At 70.0% G+C, this 25012-nt stretch carries 14 protein-coding genes; 8 read left to right on the top strand and 6 right to left on the bottom strand.

Annotation, left to right across the window (positions count from 1 at the left end; translation table 11 throughout):
- Positions 1–84 precede the first annotated feature (84 nt).
- Positions 85–1722, top strand: coding sequence for a succinic semialdehyde dehydrogenase (locus AB0F04_RS29730; protein ID WP_362046908.1), 1638 nt, complete (start codon positions 85–87; stop codon positions 1720–1722).
- A gap of 38 nt (positions 1723–1760) precedes the next feature.
- Complete coding sequence (locus AB0F04_RS29725) at positions 1761–3548, top strand: GMC family oxidoreductase (RefSeq protein WP_362046905.1); 1788 nt, start codon at positions 1761–1763, stop codon at positions 3546–3548.
- Positions 3549–3638: 90 nt separating this feature from the next.
- On the opposite strand, the gene AB0F04_RS29720 is transcribed toward AB0F04_RS29725, so the two are convergent.
- Complete coding sequence (locus AB0F04_RS29720) at positions 3639–4646, bottom strand: LAETG motif-containing sortase-dependent surface protein (protein WP_362046902.1); 1008 nt, start codon at positions 4644–4646, stop codon at positions 3639–3641.
- Between the two features lie 354 nt (positions 4647–5000).
- Here AB0F04_RS29720 and AB0F04_RS29715 point away from each other — a divergent pair, with 354 nt between their 5' ends.
- Both AB0F04_RS29715 and AB0F04_RS29710 read left to right on the top strand, forming a co-directional pair.
- Positions 5001–15518: a LamG-like jellyroll fold domain-containing protein gene (locus tag AB0F04_RS29715; RefSeq protein ID WP_362046899.1), complete on the top strand. Its 10518-nt coding sequence runs from the start codon at positions 5001–5003 to the stop codon at positions 15516–15518.
- A gap of 20 nt (positions 15519–15538) precedes the next feature.
- On the top strand, positions 15539–16063 hold the full coding sequence (locus tag AB0F04_RS29710) for an SMI1/KNR4 family protein (RefSeq protein ID WP_362046896.1): 525 nt from the start codon (positions 15539–15541) through the stop codon (positions 16061–16063).
- Between the two features lie 499 nt (positions 16064–16562).
- Here the strand turns inward: AB0F04_RS29710 and AB0F04_RS29705 are convergent, their stop codons facing one another.
- The gene (locus tag AB0F04_RS29705) at positions 16563–16970 is read right to left on the bottom strand and encodes a chorismate mutase (protein WP_362047187.1); all 408 of its coding nucleotides are present in this window, start codon (positions 16968–16970) and stop codon (positions 16563–16565) included.
- A 202-nt stretch (positions 16971–17172) separates the two neighbouring features.
- On the opposite strand from AB0F04_RS29705, the gene guaA reads away from it, so the two are divergent.
- Positions 17173–18753 (top strand): glutamine-hydrolyzing GMP synthase, encoded by a 1581-nt coding sequence (gene guaA / locus AB0F04_RS29700; protein ID WP_362046894.1) that lies wholly within the window; start codon positions 17173–17175, stop codon positions 18751–18753.
- 3 nt (positions 18754–18756) lie between these two features.
- On the opposite strand, the gene AB0F04_RS29695 is transcribed toward guaA, so the two are convergent.
- Positions 18757–19230, bottom strand: coding sequence for a pyridoxamine 5'-phosphate oxidase family protein (locus AB0F04_RS29695; RefSeq protein WP_362046891.1), 474 nt, complete (start codon positions 19228–19230; stop codon positions 18757–18759).
- Positions 19231–19419: 189 nt separating this feature from the next.
- Between AB0F04_RS29695 and AB0F04_RS29690 the strand changes: the two genes are divergently transcribed.
- The gene (locus tag AB0F04_RS29690) at positions 19420–20214 is read left to right on the top strand and encodes a class II aldolase/adducin family protein (RefSeq protein WP_362046888.1); all 795 of its coding nucleotides are present in this window, start codon (positions 19420–19422) and stop codon (positions 20212–20214) included.
- A gap of 57 nt (positions 20215–20271) precedes the next feature.
- On the opposite strand, the gene AB0F04_RS29685 is transcribed toward AB0F04_RS29690, so the two are convergent.
- Entirely contained in the window at positions 20272–21003 is a 732-nt protein-coding gene (locus AB0F04_RS29685) for a hypothetical protein (RefSeq protein WP_362046885.1), read from the bottom strand.
- Between the two features lie 275 nt (positions 21004–21278).
- Between AB0F04_RS29685 and AB0F04_RS29680 the strand changes: the two genes are divergently transcribed.
- Together AB0F04_RS29680 and AB0F04_RS29675 are read left to right on the top strand one after the other, a co-directional pair.
- Positions 21279–22631, top strand: coding sequence for a hypothetical protein (locus AB0F04_RS29680; protein ID WP_362046882.1), 1353 nt, complete (start codon positions 21279–21281; stop codon positions 22629–22631).
- Between the two features lie 136 nt (positions 22632–22767).
- Positions 22768–23298 carry a DoxX family membrane protein gene (locus AB0F04_RS29675; RefSeq protein ID WP_362046879.1) on the top strand — a complete coding sequence of 177 codons (531 nt, stop codon included), beginning with the start codon at positions 22768–22770 and terminating at the stop codon, positions 23296–23298.
- A 13-nt stretch (positions 23299–23311) separates the two neighbouring features.
- Here the strand turns inward: AB0F04_RS29675 and AB0F04_RS29670 are convergent, their stop codons facing one another.
- Positions 23312–23536, bottom strand: a complete 225-nt coding sequence (locus tag AB0F04_RS29670; RefSeq protein ID WP_362046877.1) for a hypothetical protein — start codon at positions 23534–23536, stop codon at positions 23312–23314.
- Positions 23523–24974, bottom strand: coding sequence for a PspC domain-containing protein (locus tag AB0F04_RS29665; RefSeq protein ID WP_362046874.1), 1452 nt, complete (start codon positions 24972–24974; stop codon positions 23523–23525). The genes AB0F04_RS29670 and AB0F04_RS29665 overlap by 14 nt, the downstream gene beginning before the upstream one ends.
- Between the last annotated feature and the right edge of the window lie 38 nt (positions 24975–25012).

Genomic DNA, 25012 nt, shown 5'->3' with positions numbered 1-25012 from the left:
AGTCACTGGCATCGTGTGTGTACTCGGTGAAGCCGTATTACCGACGGGTACCCAAAGCCCCCGCCGCCGCATACCCTGCGCCTCATGACGGACGCGCAGGCCACCGAGAAGACGGCAGAGACCGGCACGGCACAGACCGGTACCAACCCCCTCGCCCCCGCCCCGGAGGGCGCCCGCACCGCCGCGGACGTGGTCACGCCCGAGCTGGTCGCCCAGCTCACCAAGGGGGTGGTCGGCTCCGGCCGGACCGCCAACCACACGCCGCTCACCGGCGAGAAGCTGGCCGACCTTCCCGAGTCGACGCCCGAGGACGTGGCAACGGCCTACGAGCTCGCCCGTGCCGCCCAGGCCGTGTGGGCGCAGACCCCCGTACGGCAGCGCGCCGCCGTCCTGCTGCGCTTCCACGACCTGGTGCTGGAGCGCCAGGCCGAGGTGCTCGACCTGATCCAGCTGGAGACGGGCAAGGCCCGCCTGCACGCCCACGAGGAGGTGCAGGCCGTCGCGGTCGCCGCCCGGCACTACGGCCGCAAGGCCCCCTCCTACCTTCGCCCCAAGCGGCACGCCGGCGCCATGCCGACCCTCACCAAGGTCACCGAACTGCGCCACCCGCGCGGTGTCGTGGGCCAGATCGCCCCCTGGAACTACCCGCTGGAACTGTCGGTGGGCGACGCCCTCCCGGCCTTCGCCGCGGGCAACGCCGTCGTCATGAAGCCGGACACGGAGACCTGCCTCACCGCGCTGTGGGCCCGCGACCTGCTCATCGAGGCCGGTCTGCCCGCCGACGCCTTCCAGGTCGTCCTGGGCGACGGCCCGGTCGTCGGCCCCGAGGTCGTCCGGCACGCCGACTACGTCTCCTTCACCGGCTCCACCCGTACCGGCCGCGAGGTCGCCCAGGGCGCGGCCGCGCGGCTGATCGGCGTCTCCCTCGAACTCGGCGGCAAGAACCCCATGCTGGTCCTGGAGGACGCCGACATCGAGAAGGCCGCGGCCGGCGCCGTCCGTGCCTGTTTCTCCTCCGCCGGCCAGCTCTGCATCTCCATCGAACGGCTCTACGTCCACGAGTCCATCGCGGACGCCTTCCTGGAGCGCTTCGCCGCCCGGACGAAGGCGATGCGCCTCGGCACCTCCCTGGCGTACGGCGCCGACATGGGCTCCCTGGTCGGCGAGCGCCAGCTCGAGACGGTCACGCGGCACGTCGAGGAGGCGGTCGCCAAGGGCGCGAAGGTCGTCGCCGGCGGAGTGGCCCGCCCCGACATCGGTCCGTACTTCTTCGAGCCGACGATCCTCGACGGCGTCGTCACGGACATGTCCGTCTGCGGCGAGGAGACGTTCGGCCCGGTCGTGTCGGTCTACCGCTTCAGCAGTGAGGACGAGGTGATCGAGCGCGCCAACGCGACCGCCTACGGTCTGAACGCCTCGGTCTGGACGAAGAACGGCCGCCGCGGCCTTGAGGTCGCCGCCCGTCTGCGTACCGGCACGGTCAACATCAACGAGGGCTACGCACCCGCGTACGGCAGCGTCCAGTCGCCCATGGGCGGGATGAAGGACTCGGGCCTCGGCCGCCGTCACGGCTCCGAGGGCATCCTCAAGTACACCGAGGCCCAGACGGTCGCCCACCAGCGAGTCCTCCCGATGGCCCCCTCCCTGGGGATGGACGACGAGCAGTACGCCCAGTTCATGAGCAGGAGCCTGCGCCTGATGAAGGCGTTCCGGTTCCGGTAGACGACCCTCGCTTCAGCCACTCGAACGGGAGACGGCACGTGCCTCAGGACGCTTACGACTACGACGTCATCGTCGTCGGCTCCGGCTTCGGCGGCTCGGTGACCGCCCTGCGCCTCACCGAGAAGGGCTACCGCGTCGGCGTCCTGGAGGCAGGCCGCCGCTTCACCCGCGACACCCTGCCGAAGAACTCCTGGGACCTCAAGAACTACCTCTGGGCGCCGAAACTCGGCATGTACGGCATCCAGCGCATCCATCTGCTGGGCAACGTCATGGTCCTGGCCGGCGCGGGTGTCGGCGGCGGCTCCCTCAACTACGCCAACACCCTGTACGTCCCGCCGAAGCCGTTCTTCGAGGACCCCCAGTGGCGTGACATCACCGACTGGCAGGACGAGCTGGCGCCGTACTACGACCAGGCCCGCCGCATGCTGGGCGTACGGCTCAACCCGACCATGACCCCGTCGGACGTCCACCTCAAGGCGGCGGCGGAGCGGATGGGCTGCGGCGACTCCTTCCACATGGCCCCGGTCGGTGTCTTCTTCGGCGACGGCGAGGACGCCGACGGCACGGTGAAGGCGAGGCCGGGCCAGGAGGTGCCCGACCCGTACTTCGGCGGGGCGGGACCGGCTCGCAAAGCCTGCGCCGAGTGCGGCGAATGTATGACCGGCTGCCGGCACGGCGCGAAGAACACCCTCAACGAGAACTACCTCCACCTCGCGGAGAAGGCCGGCGCGGTCGTCCACCCCATGACGACGGTCGTCTCGGTCACCGACGACTCGCGCGGCGGCTACGCCGTCGCCACCCTGCCCACCGACGACCGCGGCAGGAGGAAGGGCCGCACCTTCACGGCCCGCCGGGTCGTCCTCGCCGCCGGCACCTACGGCACCCAGACCCTGCTGCACCGCATGAAGGCGGGCGGCCAACTGCCGTACCTCTCGCACCGGCTGGGCGAGCTGACCCGCACCAACTCCGAGGCACTGGTCGGCGCCCAGACCGACGACCGGCGCTACCGCAAGGCGCACGGCGCGCCGAAGGCCGACTTCACGCGGGGCGTGGCCATCACGTCCTCGATCCACCCCGACGCCGACACCCACATCGAACCGGTCCGCTACGGCAAGGGCTCCAACTCGATGGGCGGACTGTCCATCCTGCAGGTCCCCTACGCCGGGACGGACTCGGGAGCGTCACGGATCCTGGGCTTCCTCGCCCACGCGGCCAGACACCCCTTGCTGGTCCTGCGCTCCCTGTCCAACCGCCGCTGGTCGGAGCGGACCATCATCGGTCTGGTGATGCAGTCGCTGGACAACTCCCTGACGACGTACGTGAAACCGTCGGGTGTCGGCCGCGGCCTGCTCACCGCCCGGCAGGGTCACGGCGCCCCCAACCCCAAGCAGATCAAGGCCGCGACGGAGAGCGCCTCGGCCCTCGCCGCCGAGATCAACGGCTTCGCGGGCTCCAACGTAGGCGAGCTGATGGGCACCCCGCTCACCGCCCACTTCCTGGGCGGCTGCCCCATCGGGGACTCCCGTGAGACCGGCGTGATCGACCCGTACCACCGCCTCTACGGCCACCCCGGCATCTCCGTCGTCGACGGCGCCGCGGTCTCCGCCAACCTGGGCGTCAACCCGTCCCTCACCATCACCGCCCAGGCCGAGCGGGCGATGTCGTACTGGCCCAACAAGGGGGAGCCCGACCCGCGCCCGAAGCAGGGCACGGCCTACGAGCGGCTCCAGCCGGTCGAGCCCAAGTCCCCGGCGGTCCCGGCGGAGGCGTTCGGCGCGCTGCGGCTGCCGTTCCTCGGCATGCCGGCGGTACCACCGAAGAGCTGAAGCCCCCGGGCAGCAGAAGAGGGACCTGCACCCCCCTCCGAGCGCAGGTCCCTCTTCTGCTTGGTGCTGCGGCCTGTCGGCCGCCGCGGCTTACGCCTGCGCGCCGGCCTTGCGGCGACGGACCACGAAGATCGCGCCGGCACCGGCGACGACCGCGGCACCGCCGACCAGGCTGATCATCGGCAGGGCGGAGCTGGAGCCGGTCTCGGCGAGGTTGCCTTCAACCTCGATCGGCTTGGCCTCACCCTGGGGCTTGATGTCCTTCGGCGGCTTCTGACCAGACGGCTTGGAGTCGTCCACATCGCCCGGGTTGGAGCCCGGCTTGAGGATCTGGAACGGGTAGACGTCGCCGTTCTCGAAGCAGTCGCCTTCGGCTTCGTAACCGCCGAGCGCGATAGCCAGGCTGTCACCTGCGGGTGCACCGGCATCGATCTTCAGTCGCAGGTCGATCGTGACCTTCTGGCCGGCGTCGAGCGGGAACTCACCGTAGAAGAACCCGTTGTTGATGCCGGTGTCCGCGAAGTCGTTGGTCCACTTGCCCGTGCTCGGGTTGCGGTACTCGAAGTGCGCGTACTTGTCGAAGAGCTGGCTCTCCTCGGAGTCCAGGTCCGACACGGAAAGCGCGGTGGCCATGACCTGAAGGCTCTCGATGTCCGTCTTGCCGGTGTTCTTGACGTTGAACTCGAACGTCTTCCAGCCGCTGCCCGCGACGATCTTCTCCGGGAAGCCGGAGAGACCCACGGTGATGCTCGCCTCCTTGCACTCCGGGACCTCCTCGTCGTCGCCCCCGGCGGGCTCGCTGGGCGTCGTGGACACAGACGTCGACGGGCTGGGAGACGTGGAGGCGCTGGCCGAAGCGGATGCGGACGCCTCGGGAGCGGACTCGCTCACGGACGCGCTCGGAGTCGGCGACGTCTCGGCAGACTCGGACTCGGTGACCGACGGCGAGGGCGACGTCTCGGTGGCCGACTCGCTCACGGACGTGCTCGGCGCGGGCGACGTCTCGCCGGTCGCGTACGCGGCCGGTGCCGCGAGCAGTGCCACCGGGGCTATGACCGCCGTAGCGGCCGCTGCTGCCATGGCGCGGCGAAGCTTCATGAAGACCTCGGAAAGTCCGGCGTACCGCGGGATGCGGCACGAACGTTGGGGGAGGCCTCCGCGTGTGGGGCGCGGGTGTGGCCCTTGGTTCAGCACGTTGGATCCGTGAAGCATGCAAATGGTTGTGGCCCCACTGACAGGATCTTTATGTGACGCCGGTCACAGGAGGATGTCAAAGGGTCAGCCGTTGCCGACGGGTTTGCTGTGAACGATGTGGTAACTGTTACGTTCGAGCGCAGTGAAACTATTGTGTCTCCTTGATTGCATGTCTTAAGAATCTTCCCGCTCTTGATTACTTGGGTGGGGGTTTCTGTGCGACCAGCACGTCCGCTTGTAGTTGCTGTTGCCTTTGTCATGGCCGTGCTGGCCGGGACCGAACAGGCTGCCCTGGCGCTGGGCCAGGGAAGATCCGGCGCCTCTGGGCCCGACGCCCCCGACCAGCGCTGGGGATCCGCCGCCGGACGGAGCCACAAGGCCTCCACGGGCGCGACGGATGCCTCGGCGAAAGGTGGCCACAACGGCCCGCGCAAGGGGAGTGGAGAACTGCCCGCCGAGGGCGAGCCGGGACTGACCCGGCTGGGCGGGGCAGCGAAGCCGCCGAAGCCGGGGCCGGTTAAGGAGACGAAGGCGCCTGCCACCTCCGCCGTCCAGGGCTTCGACGCCAAGCGCAGCAAGGAGGTCAGGAGCCGGCGCAAGGTACAAGAGCGCACGTACCAGAACCCGGACGGCACCTACACGACCCGCTTCTACAAGGAGCCGGTCAACTTCCGGGCCAAGGACGGCAGCTGGCAGTCCGTCGACACCACGCTGGTCCGCCAGGACTCCCTGGGCCCCAACACGATGAGCGCCGCGGACGAGGGCTGGGAGACGCGCTCCACTGAGTCGCCCATCGAGTTCGCCGGCACCGCCGACGCCGACGCCGTGGTGCGGGTGCAGGTGGGCGAGGGTCTGTCGGTCGGTTACGGCGTGGCTGACGCCGAGGCGGCGGGCGGGCAGGCCAAGGGCAGCACTCTCACATACCCGGGCGTGCGCCCGCATGCGGACCTGGAGTTCGTCGCGGGCAGCGAGTCGGTCAAGGAGACGTTGGTCCTCAAGGACGCCGACGCCCCCACCGAGTGGCGGTTCCCGCTCGATCTCCAGGCGCTGACGGCCCGTATCGACGACCACGGTGGCGTGGAGTTCATCGACGCCGACGGCACACCGCGCGCCTGGACACCCGCGGGCTGGATGGAGGACTCCAACTTCGCCAAGGACGCTAACGAGGGCGCGATCTCCTCGGGCGTCACCTATGACCTGGACGAGGAGAACGGCCGCCAGGTCCTGGTGGTGAAGCTGGACGAGGACTGGCTCAAGGCGCCCGAGCGGGTCTTCCCGGTCCGCGTCGACCCCTCGGTCAAGTCGTTCGACTCCACCTCCGGCACGTACGTGGAGGCGCCGTACGACCAGAACTTCGCCTCGGACACCGTCTTGAAGGCGGGCACGTACGACGCCGGCGGCCACAAGGCCGCGGCTTTCCTCCGCTTCACCGGCGTGGAGAGCACGCTCAAGAACGCCTGGGTGCTGGGCGCCAACCTGGCCCTCTACAACACATGGTCACAGTCCTGCGCGGCGCGCCCGGTGACCGTGCACCCGATCACCTCGAACTGGTCGGAGACCACGACTACCAAGTACCCCGGGCCATCGACCGGCGCGTCTCTCGCCTCGAAGAGCTTCGCGCACGGATGGCGCCCCGCAGGCACGACGACCTGGTCGTGCGGACCGGCCTGGGAGAGCATCAAGCTCGGCTCGGCAGGCCGCAAGCTGGTCGACGACTGGACCCACGGCCGCAGGAAGAACTACGGCCTCGCGGTGAAGGCGTCCACCACCGACTCCAAGGGCTGGAAGCAGTTCGGATCCGACGACTACCCGAACGGCAAGCCCAGCCTGGACGTGACCTGGACGAAGTACGGCGCCACCTACAAGCTCGGCGACTTCACCGCGCCGGTCACCGCCACGAGTGAGGGCGTGCAGAAGGTCACCGTCACCAACCGGGGGCAGGAGACCTGGCCCGCGGGCGGCAATTACAAGTTGCGGTACAACCTCTACGACTCCACCGGCAAGGAGATCACGGACAGCGCGAAAATCCGCTGGACGGCGATGCCGGAGGCAGTCTCCCCCGGCGAGAGTGTGACCCTGGACGCGAAGGTCGCGCCGCTGACCCCCGCCACGTACACGGTTCAGTGGACGATGGACGACGTCGGCGTCAGCCGCTTCACGTCGGCCGGCGTGCCCGGCCCCGCCGTGAAGATCGCCTCGGTGAACATCCCGCCGCAGCTGACGGCCGAGTCGCCGGGCAGTGGTGTCACGGTCGACTCGCTGACCCCCACCCTGTGGGCCAAGGGCACCGACGCAGACCACTACCCGAAGTCGACACTGCAGTACAGCTTCGAGGTCTGCCAGGTCGAGGGCAGCAACCTGCGCAAGAACTGCAGGATCGGCACCCGCAGTACCGAGCAGCAGTGGGCGGTGCCCACTGGCTGGCTGTCCTGGGGCAAGACGTACGCCTGGTACGCGTACGTCTACGACGGCAGCGCAACCTCGTCCCGGCCCGGTCCTGCTCTGCTGACCACGCAGGTACCGCAGCCCACGATCACCAGCCACCTCGGTGGTGCCGACGCCGGCAAGGAGATCGGCATACGGGCGGGCAACTACGTCACGGCCGCCACAGACGCGGCGATCGCCACCGTCGGTCCGGAATTGTCTGTCACTCGGACTTACAACTCCCTCGACCCGCGTCGCGAAGGGGCCTTCGGCGCCGGCTGGTCCACGCTCTGGGACATGCGCCTGCGGGAGGAGACGGAGACGTCGACAGTTCTCGTGACACTGGCGGACGGCTCCCAGGTAAGGTTCGGCAAGAACTCCGACGGCACGTACTCCGGTCCATCGGGCGGTTCGCTCACTCTGACTCGCCAGACCGACGGCTGGACCCTGCGGCAGCGTTCCGGTACGACCTATCGCTTCCAGACCGGCGGTGCGCTGACCCAGATCGCCGACGTGGCGGGCCGCAGGCAGACCGTCACCCACGAACCCGCGGACGCCGGCCCGGTCAGGACAGTCACCGACCAGCTGTCGGGCCGCTCGCTGACGTTCTCCTGGACCGGCAGGCATGTCACCTCCGTGACGACGAGCGCCGTGGACGCGAACACCCCGGGGCAGACCTGGAACTACGCCTACGAAGGCGACCGGCTGACCACGGTGTGTCCGCCGTCGTCCACCACCAAGTGCACCGTGTACGAGTACGGCGACGGCTCGGTGTACCGCAATGGCGTGCTCGACGCGGCCCCGACCTCTTACTGGCGCCTCGGCGAGCGGGAGGGAGCGACCGCGACGAGTGAGGCGGCGTCCCGCACCGGTCTGAACGAGGCTCTCTACCGTGACGTCCAACTCGGCACTGCCTCTGCCGTCGCGGGCACGCCCGACACCTCCGTCACGTTCGACGGCACGGACTCCGTGATCGAACTGCCCGCTGACACGTTGAAGGCCGCGGCCTTCCCGGCGATCGAGCTCTGGTTCAAGACCACGACCCCCTCCGGAGTTCTGGTGGGTTTCCAGGACGAGGAACTCGGTGAGAAGCCGACCTCGTGGCGGCCTGTGCTGAACATCGACGGCTCGGGCAAGCTGCGAGGCGAGTTCTATCTGTCCGGAGTCTCCGGGGCGACCCCCATCGTGTCGCCGCAGACGGTGACGGACGGCAAGTGGCACCACGCGGTGCTCTCGGCCGGCGCTACCGCCCAGACCCTCTACCTCGACGGCGCGAAGGTCGGTTCGTTGAGCGGTGCCATCACCGAGCAGTCGGGCGACTATGCCTATCTCGGGGGCGGCTACGGGAGCTCCGGCTGGATGGGCCTGGCCTCGGGCACGTACCGTTTCAAGGGCCAGATGGACGAGGTGGCTGTCTATCACCACCCCATGGATGCGGCAACGGTCGCCGAACACTATGCCGCGCGCTCCACGATCGGGCAGATCACGAAGGCCATACTGCCCTCCGGCAGGATCCACGCCACCGCTCTGTACGACCCGGTGGACGGCCGTCTGATCGAGCACACCGACGACAACGGCGGCACCTGGAAGGTCTCGGCACCGTCGTACTCGAACGCTTCCTCCTCCTACGCGGACACCATTCAGCGCAGCGGTCCCACGGGGTACTGGCGCTTGGGCGAGGGCAGCGGTGCAGAGGCCGGCAGCCCGTTGGGCGACGACCTTGCCGGCGGTTACCTGGGTGATGCCAGGTCCGGCACCACGGGCATCTTCACCGACGGGGATGACACCTCAGCGAGCTTCCACGGCGACGGCGCTGTAGAACTGCCCGCCGAGTCCCTGGGCGCGAACGCTCGGATGTCGGTGGAGCTGTGGTTCAAAACGACAGATCAAGGTGTGCTGCTCACGAACCAGGACGCGGAGTTCGGCGAGACGCCCGGGAGCTGGCGGCCGATGCTTCTGATCGACGCGGACGGCAAGCTGCGGGGCAGATTCTCGGCCGCCGCGAGCAGCATCCTCTCCAAGAGGGCCGTCACCGACGACGAGTGGCACCAAGTCGTGCTCACGGGCTCCACCGATGCCCAGGCCCTCTATCTGGACGGCGAGCTGCAGGGCACGGCACAGACGGGCGTGGACACCACGCGCTTGGCGCACATGTTCATCGGCGGTGGTTACTCCTCCTCCGGCTGGGACGGTCAGGCGGCCGCATACCGCAATTTCGTCGGCCAGATCGACGAGGTCACCGTGTACGACCGTTCCCTGGTGCAGTGGTTGAAGCCCTCGGTGGAATGGCTGGGCTGGACACCTGTCGGGACAGCACCCCGCGACCACTACCAGGCCCGCAAGGCCCTGGTCACGGGCACCGGCGGGCAGTACCGGGGAGTCGCTGTGGCCGACGCGCCAGCCGCCTACTGGAGGCTCGACGAGACTGAAGGCAGCACTCTCTCCAGCGAGGTGGGCGGTGCCAACACGGCGGCCACCTACCATCCGGGCGGTGCCTCCGGGCTGGACACCAGCGGTGTCTTCGGACCAGGCGACGATCCGGGGCTGATTCTGGACGGCAAGAGCGACGTCCAGGTCCCTGGTGACATCCTCGCCGGTACGGCCAACCTGTCGGCCGAAATGTGGTTCCGGACCTCGAGTACCGCGCCGGCGGTCCTGCTGGGCTTCCAGGACGCCCCCCTGGGCCAGACGCCGACCTCATGGCGGCCTGTGTTGAACATCGACGGATCCGGCAAGCTGCGCGGCGAGTTCTACCTCTCCGGTGTCTCGGGGGCGACCCCCATCGTGTCGTCGCAGACGGTGACGGACGGAGCCTGGCACCACGTGGTGCTGTCCGGTGCCGGCACGACGCAAACCCTCTACTTGGACGGTGTCAAGGTCGGTTCACTGGACGGCACCATCACCGACCAGTCCCGCTCGTACGCCTACATCGGTGGGGGCTACGGCAGTCCCGGTTGGATGGGCGTGAGCGAGGGAACGTATCGCTTCCAAGGGACGCTGGACGAGGTCGCCCTGTACCGCAGCGCCCTCACGGCCGAGCAGGTCTCCGCGCACTACCGTGCCCAGATCGAGCCCGCCGGCTCAGGGCTGACCGCCACGGTGCGAGTCACCGACCCCCACCAGAAGGCGAGCAGCACAAGCTACGACGCCCTGCACGGCCAGCGCGTGGTCTCCCGGACCGACGCCACCGGTGGCGTCACGTCGTACGCATACGACAATGCCGGCAACCTGCACACCGTCACGGACCCCAACGGCCACGCCACCGTCACCGGCCACGACGCCCGCGGCAACGTCGTGTCCACCACGACCTGCCGCGACGCCGACTCCTGCTGGACGAGCTTCCGCTCCTATCACCTCAACGCGAGCGACCCCCTCGACCCACGCAACGACAAGGTGCTGAGCTACCGGGACCAGCGCTCGACCGACCACAAGGACAACCGCTACCGCACCCAGTACGCCTACAACACGGTGGGCCTGCCCACCACCACTACCCGCGCTGACAACACCACCGCCACCACCACCTACACCGTGGGCACCGAGGCCGCGGTGGGCGGCGGCACCGCCCCGGCGCGCCTGGTGCTGACGCAGACCACGCCGGGGGGCGCGAAGACGTCGTACCGGTACTACGCCAACGGCGACCTGGCCGAGGTCATCTCGCCGTCCAGTCTGGTGACGTCCTACACCTACGACGGGCTGGGCCGGAAGACGTCCGAGAAGCAGGTGTCCGACACCTTCCCGAACGGCGTGGGCACCGCGTACGAGTACGACTCGGCCTCGCATGTGATCACGGAGACCGGCGCCGGCGTGAAGAACGAGATCACCGGCACCACGCACACCGCGAAGATCACCCGTTCCTACGACGAGGACGGCAACCTGCTGTCGGAGACGACGCAGGACACCACCGGCGCCGACGGCGAGCGCACCACGACGTTCCACTACAACGCGCACGGCCTGAACGACAGCGTCACCGACGCCGAGCAGCACACCACCAGCCTGGAGCACGACGGGCTGGGCCGGGTCACCGGCATGACCGACCCGGCTGGCACGCACTTCACGTACACCTACACCGCTCGCGGCCGGCATGCCACGACCGTGCTGGACGACTGGACCGGTGACCCGTCGGGCAGCGTGCGCGACCTGACCGTCGTCTCCAACTCCTACGACCCTGCCGGGCGGCTGGCCTCCACGACGGATGCCATGGGCGCGACGACGGCGTACACGTACTTCGACGACGGCCTGCCCGCCACCACCACCGCCAAGCAGGTCACCCAGGCAGACGGCACCCGGCACGACATCGTGCTGGAGTCCAACACCTTTGACCCTGCGGGCAATCTCATCAAGCAGGTCACCGGCGGCGGAGCGGTCACGCGTACCTTCACGGTCGACGACCTGGGCCGTACCGAGACCAGTGTCCTCGACCCTGGCGGCTTGAACCGCACCAGCACCTTCGTCTATGACGGCGATGACCGAGTGAAGGAGCAGACGCAGACCATAGCCGGAACAAAGAAGCACACGACGACCTCGGAGTACGACCCGGCCGGCAACCTCACGAAGCAGACCGTCACGGACGGAACCAGCGTCCACACGACCACCAGCACCTACGACGACCGCGGTCTGCCACTGACCAGCGTCAGCCCGCGGGGCAACGTCTCGGGCGCCGACGCGTCGGCGTACACCACGGTCTACCGCCACGACGCGCTGGGCCGCCTGGTGCAGGAGACCGCCCCCGCGGCCCAGGCAGAGGAGAACGGCGCCGCGGCCACCACAGTCAAGCCGGTCACGCTCACCGGCTACAACACCTTCGGCGAGGCCACCGAAACCAAGGACCCGCGGGGCAAGGTGACCCGCTCCGACCTGGACCGGCTCGGCCGTACGACCGCGGTGACCATGCCTGAATACACCCCGCCGGGCTCCACGACCGCGCTCACCGCGACCACCCGCACCACCTACAGTGCGCTCGGCCGGCCCTCTTCCGTCACCGACCCGCTGGGCAGAGTTACCCGTTACGGTTACGACCAGTTCGGCCAGTTGACCAGCATGACGGACCCGGTGGCCGACGCCACGGCGGCACTCGCCGCAAGCGAGACCGACTCGGACCTGCTCGCGTCCCAGAGCGCCGACGGCGGCGGAGTCACCCGCTACACCTGGGCCCCGACCGGCCGGCAGCTGTCGGTGACCGATCCGACGGGCGCGCGTACCGAGGCGACGTACGACGAGCTGGGTCGACAGCTCACCGCCACCACGGTGGAGCGGTCCCCGAGCCTCCAGAACCTGACGACCCGTTACACCTGGGACGACGCGGGCAACCAGACCGCGTCGACGACGCCGGGCGGCATCACCACGACCGGTACCTACAACCCGGCGGGTGAGGCCAGGACGGTGGCCGACCCGTACGGCACCACCCGCTTCGCCTACGACGGCCTCGGCCGCAGGACGGAGACCGTCGACGCCACGAACCGCAAGACGACCACGACGTACGACGCCCTCGGCAACGTCACCGCGAACACCGACTACGGCACGGGTTCCACCGCGCTGCGCACAGTGGCCCAGGAGTTCGACGCCGACGGCAACCGCACGGCCGTGATCCCGGCACAGACCAAGGCCCGCACGACCTTCACGTACGACGCGCTGGGCCGGATGACCAAGCAGGTCGAGCCGGTCTCCGGAACCGAGTCGATCACGACCACCTTCGGCTACGACAGAGCGGGCAACCGCACCCGCCTGACCGACGGACGTGAAAACAAAACCGTCTACACCTTCAATAGCTGGGGTTTGCCCGAGTCCGCCATCGAGCCGCCCACGACCGAGCACCCGAATGCGGCCGACCGCACCTGGACGACCGTCTACGACAAGGCCGGCCAGGCCGTGACGGAACTGCTGCCGGGCGGCGTGAAGCGCGAGCGCACGTACGACGGCCTGGGCCGACTCACCCGTGAGACCGGTACGGGCGCGGAGGCGGCCACCACTGACCGCGTCCTTCAGTACGACCTGGCGGGCCGCCTCACCTCGGCCGGCACCACCGACGCGCTGACCCGCAACACCTACACCTACAACGACCGCGGCCAGCTCCTGACCGCCGATGGCCCGGGAGGCACTTCCAGCTACGCCTACAACGCCGACGGCGGCATGACGCAGCGCACGACCAAGGCGGGCACCACCCGGTACGGCTACGACAGGGCGGGCCGCATCGACTGGGCCCGGGATCCGATCACCGGCTACGACCGTTGGTACGACTTCGACGCAGCCGGACGTCCGCGCCTGGAACAGGTTGTCACCAAGCCGGAGGGCGCCACCTCCTATACGGTCACGACCGAGCGGCGTTACACCTATGACAGCCTCGGCCGCCTCGACGGCGACACCGTCACCACACCCGACGGCACGGTCACCATCGCCTCAACCAGGTACGGATACGACCTGGACGACAACCTCACGTCCAAGACGACGGCTGGCACGGCGGGAGCCGGGGCCAACTCCTACGGATACGACTACGCCGGGCGCCAGAAGTCCTGGACCAAGGACGGCAGCACGACCTCGTACGAGTGGGACGCCGCAGGCAACCGCACCAAGGCGGGCTCCACGACGGCGACCTTCGACGCCCGCAACCGCCAGCTGACCGACGGTGCGACGACGTTCACGTACACCTCCCGCGGCACCCTGGCCTCGGTCGACACCGGCAGCGGCACCCCGCGCACTCTGACCTTCGACGGCTTCGAACGCAAGATCACCGACGGCGGAACGACCTACCGGTACGACTCCCTCGACCGCGTCCAGGCCCGCGGCACGACGACCTTCACCTACGACGGAGGCTCCAACAACCTGGCCGACGACGGCACCACCAGCTACAACCGCACGCCCGAGGGGGCCCTGCTCTCCCTGTCCGCGGGCACCACCAAGCAGTGGGCCCTGACCGACCAGCACACCGATCTGGTCGCCGGCCTCACTCCCGACGGCAAGCAGGTCACCGGCTCCACCGCGTACGACCCCTTCGGCAAGGAGACCGCTACCAACGGATCAACCCCCGCCGTCGGTTACCAGTCCGGCTGGACCGACCCCACCAGCGGCGACGTCAACATGGCGGCCCGCTGGTACCAGCCGAGCACGGGCTCCTTCGCCTCGCGGGACACATGGTTGTTGGATCCGGTGCCCTCCGGGCAGGCCAACCGCTACAGCTACGGCAGCGGTAAGCCGCTCAACGGAACTGACCCCAGCGGGCATTGCTTCGGACCCGTCATCCTGATCTGCGGGGCCGCCGCGGCAGAGGCACTGGGATGGGGCACCGTCGCCGGCGTGGTCGGAGTCGGAGCCGGCTGGGGCGTGTGGGAGTGGACGCATGCCGACTCCGGCACCACGACGGGCACCTACAGCGACTCCTTCGCCTGGTCCAACTCCTACGCGAACGTGTCCTCGTCGATCTACGCCCAAGCCAACAACTTCGGCTGGGCGGGCAGCTCTGCGCTCACCTACACGGGCAGCGGAGCTGGCTCCTACTCCTGCACCTACCGCTGCGGTGGCGGCACGACCCTCTCGATCCCGCGACCCCGCGTGATCACCCCGCCCCGCCCGCCCATCGACCAGAACCCCAACAACGGCAAGAACCCCAGGCCCGCCCCCACACGTCCCAAGCCCAAGCCGGACTGGGACCCGAATAATGGCAAGTGGAACCCGGGTGACGCCTTCAAGATGATCGTCGACGCCTTGAAGATGCTGGATCTGGCGGACAACGAGCAGTACACCCCGAACGTGCAGGACGCCTACGAAACGGCCCCCACCCAGGACTCCGGGCGAAATTCGGGTACGGACCTCGGCGAGGACGACGAGAACTGCACCACGCACCTGCAGAAGACGAAGGCGCAGCGCGGCTTGAACGGCATGGTGTGCTTCCGAGCCCCCAAGCAAGCCACTCAGGACCAGGTCGACGAGCTCAGGGACCACATCGCCGCACTCAACGCCATCCCCAACTACTGGTCCCCCAAGGGCCGGGTGTCTCCGCGCAACGAGCACGTCGTCGGCCCGGACGGCACCACCGGCACACTGGAGAATGTTGCCGAGAAGATCAAGGAGAAGCACAAGCGGGCCGTGGTCGGCACGCCCTACGAGTACAACGGCAACGTGGCGGGACACCTCCCGGACACCACGTGGTCCGGGCAGCAGAGCCCCTACTGCTGGCACCAGCAGGACGGCGAGGTGAACTCGAAGGTGGGCCGCTACGCGTTGAAGTACCAGGTGGGCTATCGCCCGACCGGCTTCTACTACGCGGGTGTCGACGGCGATCCCGGTACGTATACGACGGAGCGTGTGACAGGCTCTGTCAGCAAGGGCCAGTACGGGATATGCAGCATCAGTCGGCCGTGACGCAGAACATGGGAAGAGCCATGGAGATCCGCCAATTGCTGGGCCAGTTGATGAGCAAGAACATCGTGGAGTACCTCTCCGGGGTGCCCGGGGGAGGACTGCCGATTCCACGGCTCTACCCCCCGGCGAGTGCCGAGCGGATCGCCATGCTGGAGGAACGGGCCGACCAGCCCCTTGAAGGGGGTTACCGGGAGCTCCTCGCGTTGACGGACGGCATGGACGGTTTTGGCGTGACCATGTCGGTCCTCGGCTGCCATGACTGGGACGAGGGTCGCCGGGCCACCGCGGCACTCGCCTTCCTGGAAGGCGTGCGCGAGGACGGGACTGCCGAGGACGTCGGTCTTCCGGAGGACGTCGGGCTGTTCCCCGTGTCGGTCGACGCCGACGGCAGCCGGGCCGTCTTCATGCTCAACCGACCCGACGTCCTCCCGGAGCGCTACTGGTGGATCGGCGAGGGAAGCAGCTCCTTCTTCGGCACCCTCGCGGACCTGCTCGGTCACGCCATCGACCCTCGTGCCTACTCGCCCAGGGAGGAAATCGGCTGAGCAAAAGCGAAGGGCCCCGCGGGGTGGAGCCGCGGGGCCCTTCTTCTCGTCAGCACCGACGTCAGGGCAGCGCCGGTGCCTGGAAGCGGCGCCGGGGGGTTGCGCCGCTGGTCCGTACCTCTGGCAGTGGGGCAATGCGGGTGTCCGCGGGGGGACTTGGACTGTGTACGCATCGTGCTGGATGAACGCAGCGCCCGCAACCGTTTGACCCAGACTTGTGCATTTATGCAAGGTCCGCCGGTCGGCTCCGGGCGTCCCCGGAGCCGACCGTTCTCATGGGTGACCGGGCTGCTGTCCCCTGCGGTCCGGTCACTTCCCTGGAGCGAGGTCCCACGACGCACGGCACGATCCGTGCGTCTCATCGCCCCAGTGAGCCACGCGTGGTTCTTTCGAGCCCGCGCCTGGCTGGCACGGACACCGGGACCAACGAGGCGGCTGCGGGACGGTCACGCGCCGTACGGGTGAGGAGGGGCCGCACGAATGTCCTGCGCATGCGGTTTCAGATCTTGCCGCGGCACAGCTCCAGCAGGGTCATCGCGAGCGCGGTGCCCGGCTTGCCCAGCGCCTGCCTGTAGTGGCCGAGCACGTCCATCTCGCGGGACAGGTTCACGCGCCGGCCGCCGGAGGAGATCCGCGCCTCCTGGATGACGGCCGAAACGGCCACCCGTTCCTGGATCAGGCCGATGATCCGGTCGTCGAGCGCGTCGATCCGCTCGCGCGCGCCGGTGATCACGTCGGCGGCCTCGGCAGTGCGGGCGCCGGTCACGTCGATGGCGGTCATGGAGGGCTCCTGGTGGTCAGGGGCTGCCCCGGGGCGGCACGGCCCGGACGACGACAGGCGCCCCGGGCCTTGTCGGCCCGGGGCGCCTGGGAAGTCGCTTGTCAGTTGCTCAAGCAGCACGACCATGGCGTCCGGCGGGCCGGATGCCATAGGTAAAGACGAACGTCTGGTGCTTGAACATAAGGCCAGTATGCACCGCCGCCGAGGGCCGTCCAAGCCGGTTCGCATCCTGAGACGGGGCTCCCTCCCGGCACACGGAAGGAGCCGTGCGGCCCCCCGGTAGAATCGGGTGGCACAAGACCCCCGCCCCACCGCCGGAAGGCACCCCGTGTCATCAGCGACTCCCGCTGCCAACGCCGCCGACACCGTCCTGGTCGTCGACTTCGGCGCGCAGTACGCCCAGCTCATCGCCCGTCGCGTCCGCGAGGCGCGGGTCTACAGCGAGATCGTGCCGAGCACCATGCCGGTCCCGGAGATGCTCGCCAAGAACCCCGCGGCGATCATCCTCTCCGGCGGCCCCTCGTCGGTCTACGCGGAGGGCGCGCCCAGCCTGGACCGCGAGATCTTCGAGGCCGGCGTCCCCGTCTTCGGTATGTGCTACGGCTTCCAGCTGATGGCGAGCACCCTCGGCGGCACCGTCGACAACACCGGCGCCCGCGAGTACGGCCGCACCGACCTGCACGTCTCCAAGGTGTCGTCCACCCTCTTCGAGGGCACCCCCGCCGAGCAGCCCGTCTGGATGTCGCACGGCGACGCCTGCTCCGCCGCCCCCGAGGGCTTCTCCGTCACGGCCTCCACGGACGTCGTCCCGGTCGCCGCCTTCGAGAACGACGAGAAGAAGCTCTACGGCGTCCAGTACCACCCCGAGGTGATGCACTCCACGCACGGCCAGCAGGTGCTGGAGCACTTCCTGTACCGGGGCGCGGGGCTCACGCCGAACTGGACGACCGGCAACGTCATCGAGGAGCAGGTCGCCGCGATCCGCGAGCAGGTCGGCGACCGGCGCGCCATCTGCGGTCTGTCCGGCGGCGTGGACTCCGCGGTCGCCGCTGCCCTCGTCCAGAAGGCCATCGGCTCCCAGCTGACCTGCGTGTACGTCGACCACGGCCTGATGCGCAAGGGCGAGACCGAGCAGGTCGAGAAGGACTTCGTGGCCGCGACCGGCGTGCAGCTGAAGGTCGTGGACGCGGAGGAGCGGTTCCTCGAGGCGCTCGCCGGGGTCTCCGACCCCGAGGAGAAGCGGAAGATCATCGGCCGCGAGTTCATCCGGGTCTTCGAGCAGGCGCAGGCCGAGATCATCGCCGACGAGGGCCCGGCCGTGGAGTTCCTCGTGCAGGGGACGCTCTACCCGGACGTCGTCGAGTCCGGCGGCGGCACCGGCACCGCCAACATCAAGTCCCACCACAACGTGGGCGGCCTGCCCGAGGACCTCGAGTTCCAGCTGATCGAGCCGCTGCGCAAGCTGTTCAAGGACGAGGTCCGCATGGTCGGCCAGGAGCTCGGCCTGCCGGAGGAGATCGTCCAGCGCCAGCCGTTCCCCGGCCCCGGCCTCGGCATCCGCATCGTCGGCGAGGTCACCAAGGAGCGCCTGGACCTGCTGCGCGAGGCCGACGCCATCGCCCGCGAGGAGCTCACGGCGGCCGGCCTGGACCGCGACATCTGGCAGTGCCCGGTGGTCCTGCTCGCCGACGTCCGCAGCGTCGGCGTCCAGGGCGACGGCCGCACCTACGGCCACCCCATCGTGCTGCGCCCCGTCTCGTCCGAGGACGCCATGACGGCCGACTGGTCGCGCCTGCCGTACGAGGTCCTCGCCCGGATCTCCACGCGGATCACCAACGAGGTGAAGGACGTCAACCGTGTCGTCCTCGACGTGACCTCCAAGCCGCCGGGGACGATCGAGTGGGAGTGACCCCTAGGTGCGCTTGATCGTGCGCAGGGGAGCGCCGGGCGTCCAGACCTGGACGACGAGGTACGTGTCGTCCTCCACGTAGGTCCGTACGACCTCCGTCAGCTCGGTGCGGAAGAGGTGGAGCGGCTCCGGCGGCTCCACCTCTTCGACGTATCCGGCCTTGGCCGCCACGTCGTCGACCTCGATCGCCCGGCCGCTGACCCGGACGTCGCCGCCGCCCATGCCCGTGCCCTCGCCCGGGTTCGCCTGGAGCGCGAAGCGCGGGTCGCGGCGCAGGTCGAGGGCCTTGAGAGAGCCGCCCATCATGCCGAGCCACAGCTCGCCGTTCAGGAACCGCACCTCCAGACCGCTGGTGCGGGGCGAACCGTCTTTGCGGAGGGTGGCGAGGATGTGGTGCGTATAGGCGCCGAAGCGCTTCTCGACGGTGTCGGCCAGACCCGGCTCGGCCGCGGCGAAAGCCGCCCAGTTCGCTGTCATGGGAAGAGTCTCGCGCCGAATCCGGACATCCTCTGTCGGCTATTCGTGGGGTAGGGGAGCCAGGGGCACACGTAGGGGCACAGGGTGCTCACAGGGGCGCTCGTGGCATCTTCACGAACCGCTCCTGTTCTTCCCGGCCTCACGGACGGTAATTTCCGCCCCGTACGCAGAACCACTGCTGGAGGACCTATGCACGGGCCCACGCCGCCCCTGCCCCTGCCCACCGACCGGCTGCGGTTCGCCATGCCGCCGATGCACGAGTCGGTCGAGGACGAGCGCCGGCACCGCAAGGAACGGCTCGCGGGCGCCCTGAGGATCTTCGGCCGGCTCGGCTACGAGGACGGCGTCTCCGGGCACATCACCGCCCGCGACCCGGAATTCACCGACTGCTTCTGGGTCAACCCGTTCGGGATGCCCTTCCGGCACGTCACCGTGAGCGACCTCGTGCTCGCCAACCAGGACGGCCAGGTCGTCGAGGGCGGCTACCACGTCAACCAGGCGGCCTTCACCGTGCACGCCCAGGTCCACGCCGCCCGGCCGGACGTGGTCGCCGTCGCCCACTGCCACTCGGTGCACGGCAGGGCGCTCGCGGCCCTCGGTGAACTGCTGGAACCGATCACCCAGGAGAGCTGCGCCTTCTACGAGGATCACGCCCTCTACGACACGTACACCGGCGTCTCCGTCGACGCCGAGGAGGGGCGGCGCATCGCCGAGGTGCTCGGCTCCCGCAAGGCGCTCGTGCTGCGCAACCACGGGCTGCTGACCGTGGGCGACTCGGTGGACGCGGCGGCCTGGTGGTTCGTGTCGATGGAGCGCTCCTGCCAGGTCCAGCTGACGGCCCAGGCGGCCGGGCGGCCGGTCCGCATCGATCACCGGATGGCGGTGGCGACGCGCGAGCAGCTGGGCGGCGACCTGGTGGCGTGGATCAACTACCAGCCGATGTGGGAGGACGTCAGCCGGAGCGAGCCGGGCCTGCTGACGTAGTGGCCGGCTCCTCTGCGGTGGTGGGTGAGGGAGCGGGCGGTGGTCGGTCGCACCCGCTCAGCCGGCCGACGTGTCCCGTGTCGCCTCGTGTGCTTCGGTGAGGGCTCGCTGCCTGAGGTCGCCGCCGAACAACTGGATCATGGTGGCTGCCAGGATGTCATCCCTGCCGATGGTCCGCCCGTCCCCCCTGCGGGCGGACAGGGCCCGGAGGGATTCGTCCAGGGGCGGGGGCGGGGCCGGTTCGCCCGACATCGCCAGGGTGACCGTCCCGAAACGTCGGAGCCCGCCCTCGCGGACGACCATGGCCGCGTCCCGGGCGAGCTGCGTCAGGAACACACTCGCGATTCCGTCCAGGTCGCGGACCATCGCCGGGACCGCCGCCGCCCCCCGGCTCCGCAGCAACCTCTTGACCCCGGCCTCGAACCTGTGGGCGCCGACCACAGCACTCGGTTTGCGCGACCTGCTGCGCCTGCCGTCGAACGTCGGGCTGTGGCCGTACCACTCATTCCCCACGTCGAGCTCGACGTTCCGGCCGATCGCCGAGAGAAGGTCCCCGGGAACCAGCTTCTTCCGGGCCTCCTCCGCCGCCGCCTTCCTCGCGCCGTCGATGATCTCCGTCATCAGGGTCCGCGTCACCGACGCGGCGGCCCATGCGGCCGACCGGGAGACGTGCATCGGGGTCACGTCCCTGAACACCGCTTTCACGAGTGAGGGCTTGAACGGCGAGACATGTATGACCGAGGTGGTCTCGGGACCGGTGCGCTCAAGGCGTGCGGGCTGTGCGGTCATCGGAAGATACGCTCCCTGCCGGCGGAGTCATCAGAGGCCCACACTTCACCACGCAGGCCCGCTCTGCCGTCACGCCGGATGGTTTGCGCCCTAGGGGGCCCTCCCGGTGAGGTCAACAGGGCGCGCCGAACTTCACCCGTGTTGACCAGACCGAACCGACGTGAACCGGTTGGTGTGCGGCACAATTCGCTTTCGTCGCACAGGAGTTGCGCAGCGGTGTTTCCGGCATCCGGAAGGCCGGCGGTGGTTGGGTCGCGGGAAGGCGGGCGTCGGGCGTGGCGGTGCGGGAGGCGAGACAGGGCGGCGCGGACGCGGGTGTCCGCGGCGGGGGCTACTCGGGTGGCCGGGACACGGGCCACCCGGCCGGTCACCGGGTCGGGTCAGGGGACGGGCACCAGGGCGCCTGTACCTGCGGTGACTGCCCGCACGGGGCGCGGGAGGGGCATCGGCGGGCCGTGGCCGCGTTCCTGCGCCGACGGGACGAGTTCGCCGCCGGGCGCGGGCTGCCGGCCGCGGTGGCCCACTCCGCGTCGGCCTCCCGCCAGTGGATCTCGGAGGAACTGGCCCAGTCCGCCGAGCAGGTCGCGGAGCGGGGGCGGGCCGAGGGACAGGCCTGGCTGACCGGCCTGTGGCGGCGCACCGCGGCTGCGGTGGCAGCGGCCGTGGTGCTGTTGCTGCTGGGGCAGGCCCTCACCGCGGTCGGGGCGGGCTGGACGGCGGCGCGTACGGCCGGACTGGCCGCCGCACTGGTGACGGCCTTGTCGCTGACCGCAGCGTCCTGGTTCCACCGGGCGAAGGGCGGCGTGCTGGCGCCGCTGATCGGTGAGGACAACCGGCTGTCCACGTCCCGTGCCGTCGCCGCGGCGTGGGTGCTCTTCGTGGCCTACTCGGTGCTCGTCCTCGCGGGCCGCCTGGCCGCCGCCTCCCGGCAGCGGGAGCGGGACGCGCTGCTCACCGGGCTGGAACTCGCCCGCGGTGCCGGGGTCGTGACCGTGCTCGCCGTGGTGTGCGGCATCGCCGTGCTCGTGCGGCGGGTGGTGGGACTGCGGGTGCTGGGCGGGCGGCTGCAGAAGGTGCGTGCCGACCGGCCACGCGCGGCCGACCTGCTGACCGACGACGCGGGGCGGGGCACCTTCGCCGACATCCAGTACGTCGCGACCAGCGCGGTCGCCCTCGTCTTCGCGGCGGTGCGGCTGGCCAGGCACCCCGAGCAGCTGCCCGATCTGCCGTGGGGCCTCGCGGTGGTGGTGCTGGTGTCGGGCGCGACCTACCTGGCGGGCAAGTACGCGGAGGGCGGCCGGCCGGTCATCCTCTCCGTGGTCCGGTCCCGGGAGGCCGGTGACCTGGACGGGCCGATCCGCACCGGGGACGACATCGAGATCCGCGGCGCGGGGTTCGTGCCGCCGGGGGCGCAGGAGGCCGACCGGCTGGCCCGGATGGTCGTGCGCGTGGGTGCGGTGCACGTCCACGTGCCGCTGGTGCCGGTGCCCGGCGGGTTCCGCAACCCCACGGACACGCTGCTGACCGTGCCGGTGCCGGCGGACGTGGAACCGGGACGGGTGGAGGTGCAGGTGGTCACCGCGGCGGGCATGGAGACCAACCGATACGCGGTCGACGTGACGGAATGAGGGGGCGTGGCCCTGAGGCGCCGCCGTCGGCAGGGGCGATCCGAGCAGTGCACGCATCATTGAGCGCGGTCCGTCGGCCGTACGTATCGTCTGTCGAGGGGGCTCGGCACCGGCGGGCGAGAGGCGGTCAGCAGCGATGACTCACGGTATGCGAACGGACACGCACACTCCCCACTTCGGCAACGGGGGAGGCTGGCGGGACAACGCCACCCGTTACGCCCTGCTGCCCCTGCGCCTCTTCCTCGGCGTCACCTTCATCTATGCCGGCCTGGACAAACTCACCGACAGCGCCTTCATGCGGGACTCCGGTACCGGGTCGATCGGCGACATGATGCGTGCCGTACGCGACTCCTCCGCCATCCCCGCCCTGGTGGACCTCTCCCTCGAAAGCCCCGTCGGTTTCGGTTACGCCATCGCCTTCGGAGAACTCGCCGTCGGTATCGGCACCCTCCTCGGCCTGCTCGCCCGTCTGGCCGCACTCGGCGGTGCGCTGATCTCCCTCAGCCTGTGGCTGACCGTGAGCTGGTCCTCCGACCCGTACTACTACGGCAACGACCTCGCCTACCTCATGGCCTGGACCCCGCTCATCCTGGCGGGCGCTCCCCTGCTGTCCCTCGACGCCGCGCTGCGGTCGCGACGACGGCACCGCAGCGGCGACTACCGGTAGGGGCCGCTCACCGTCAGGCCGGGTCCGCGCCCGTGCGGCCTCCCCGGCGGCGCCGGCGCACCAGGCCCGTCAGCAGTGCCACCGCACCCGCCAGGCACAGCCCGCCCGTCACGAGGGGAATCGCCACGAACCACGGGGTCTGCCAGGCGCCGCCCGCGTCACCGGCGTAGAGGACGCCCGCCACCACGAGGACGGTGCCGGCGACCAGCTTCCCGGGCTGGAATTCATGACGCAGCACGGGTCACCTCCGCCTGTCCGGCGCCGACCCGCAGGTCCAGGTCGATGGTGCCGGACCTCCCGGAGCCCCCGGCCGGGGAGAGGGTGATCTCCTTGTGCCGGCCCGGCTGCACGTCCACGTCCTTCGGATCGCCGCCCGGCAGTTGCAGGTCACCGACGCCCACCTCCACGTTCAGCCGCACGGTCACGTCGTCGGGGACCAGCACCCTGACCTTGCCCATGCCGACCTCCGCCCGCGTCGTGACCGTCTGCTTGCCGGACACGTCCAGCCGGCTGAGGTCCAGGGTGCCGACGCCGGTGCCCAGCTCGTAGCGCTGGCGCACGTCCGCCACGGAGGTGGGCTGCCAGGTGGTGCGCACCCAACGCGTGCCGACGCTCTCGGGCAGGGCCGCCGCGCCGGCCAGCAGACCGGCCGTGATGATCGCCAGGAAGACCGACCCCGCGCCCGTCCGGCCCAGGAAGGCACTGACGGCAATGCCCAGGCCGAGAACCGCGAGCGCACAGGACAGGCCCGTCTGCAGGCTAATGCCGAGCGGATGCCCGTCCCAGGTGAGGCTCGTGCCCAGCGCTCCGGCGAGCAGCGCCAGCAGGAAGATCCAGCCGCCGATCCAGCGCGGGCCCCGCGGCCGGGGCGGCCGTGGGCGCTCGGCGGGTATGTCCTCACGGGCGCGGGGCCGGACGCCGAGACCGATGTTGACCGCTGCGGCGGCATCCAGGTCGCGGGTGTCGCGCGGGCCCCACAGATAGCCCGTGCCGCCGATGTGGGTGCCGTCCTTGACGATCGGGTCACGCCACCAGGAGGGGGTGGTGAGGAGGATGGGCGGCGCCTGGGGCTCCGGCGGGGCGTCGGCGACGGCCTGGGCGGCCAGCAGATCGGGGCTCGGGGCGCCGCGATGGCGCGACCAGTACCCGGCACCCGCGAGGACCAGGGAGAGGACGACGGCGAAGGTCAGCACCCCGCCGTTGTTCAGCATGGTCAGGAACACCCCGCAGCCGACCAGCGCGAACAGCACGGCCGCCAGGGCCTGGCCGTCGACGCGGCCGGTGAGCAGCTTGCGGACCTCGTTCTCCTCGTCGTCGTAGGGGACGAAGAGCCAGGCGAAGCCGTAGAAGATGAGACCGAGGCCGCCCGTGGCGGAGAGCACGGCGAGGGTGATGCGGAAGATCACCGGGTCCATGTCGCACTGCCGCCCGAGCCCGGCACAGACGCCGGCCAGCGTCTTGTGACGGCGGTCCCGGCGGAACGCGTGGGGCGGCCCGGCCGGGACGGCTTCCTCGGCGGGGGCGGCCGTACCGGGTGCTCCTCCCTGTCCTGCCGCGCCCGCGCGCCCGGGTGCGGAACCCGCGGCGGACGCGGCACCCTGCGGCCCTGCGCCCGGAGCGGGGCGCGGGCCGGAGCCGGGTCCCGGACCCGTCGCGGCGTGCTCGTGATCGGTCATGGGTCCATGGTGACGGGCGCGGCGCCCCGGCGGGAGCC

The organism is Streptomyces sp. NPDC029041 (genome assembly GCF_040637515.1).
In the GTDB taxonomy this organism is placed as follows: Bacteria; Actinomycetota; Actinomycetes; order Streptomycetales; family Streptomycetaceae; genus Streptomyces.
Note: the sequence above shows the minus strand (reverse complement) of the source record. Positions and strands in the feature narration are given on the sequence as shown.

Coding starts and splice junctions, on each gene's coding strand:
- AB0F04_RS29730 (WP_362046908.1), top strand. CDS start 85: ATGACGGACGCGCAGGCCACCGAGAAGACGGCAGAGACCGGCACGGCA.
- AB0F04_RS29690 (WP_362046888.1), top strand. CDS start 19,420: ATGCACGGGCCCACGCCGCCCCTGCCCCTGCCCACCGACCGGCTGCGG.
- AB0F04_RS29710 (WP_362046896.1), top strand. CDS start 15,539: ATGGAGATCCGCCAATTGCTGGGCCAGTTGATGAGCAAGAACATCGTG.
- AB0F04_RS29665 (WP_362046874.1), bottom strand. CDS start 24,974: ATGACCGATCACGAGCACGCCGCGACGGGTCCGGGACCCGGCTCCGGC.
- AB0F04_RS29695 (WP_362046891.1), bottom strand. CDS start 19,230: ATGACAGCGAACTGGGCGGCTTTCGCCGCGGCCGAGCCGGGTCTGGCC.
- AB0F04_RS29705 (WP_362047187.1), bottom strand. CDS start 16,970: ATGGTCGTGCTGCTTGAGCAACTGACAAGCGACTTCCCAGGCGCCCCG.
- AB0F04_RS29685 (WP_362046885.1), bottom strand. CDS start 21,003: ATGACCGCACAGCCCGCACGCCTTGAGCGCACCGGTCCCGAGACCACC.
- AB0F04_RS29720 (WP_362046902.1), bottom strand. CDS start 4,646: ATGAAGCTTCGCCGCGCCATGGCAGCAGCGGCCGCTACGGCGGTCATA.
- AB0F04_RS29675 (WP_362046879.1), top strand. CDS start 22,768: ATGACTCACGGTATGCGAACGGACACGCACACTCCCCACTTCGGCAAC.
- AB0F04_RS29715 (WP_362046899.1), top strand. CDS start 5,001: ATGGCCGTGCTGGCCGGGACCGAACAGGCTGCCCTGGCGCTGGGCCAG.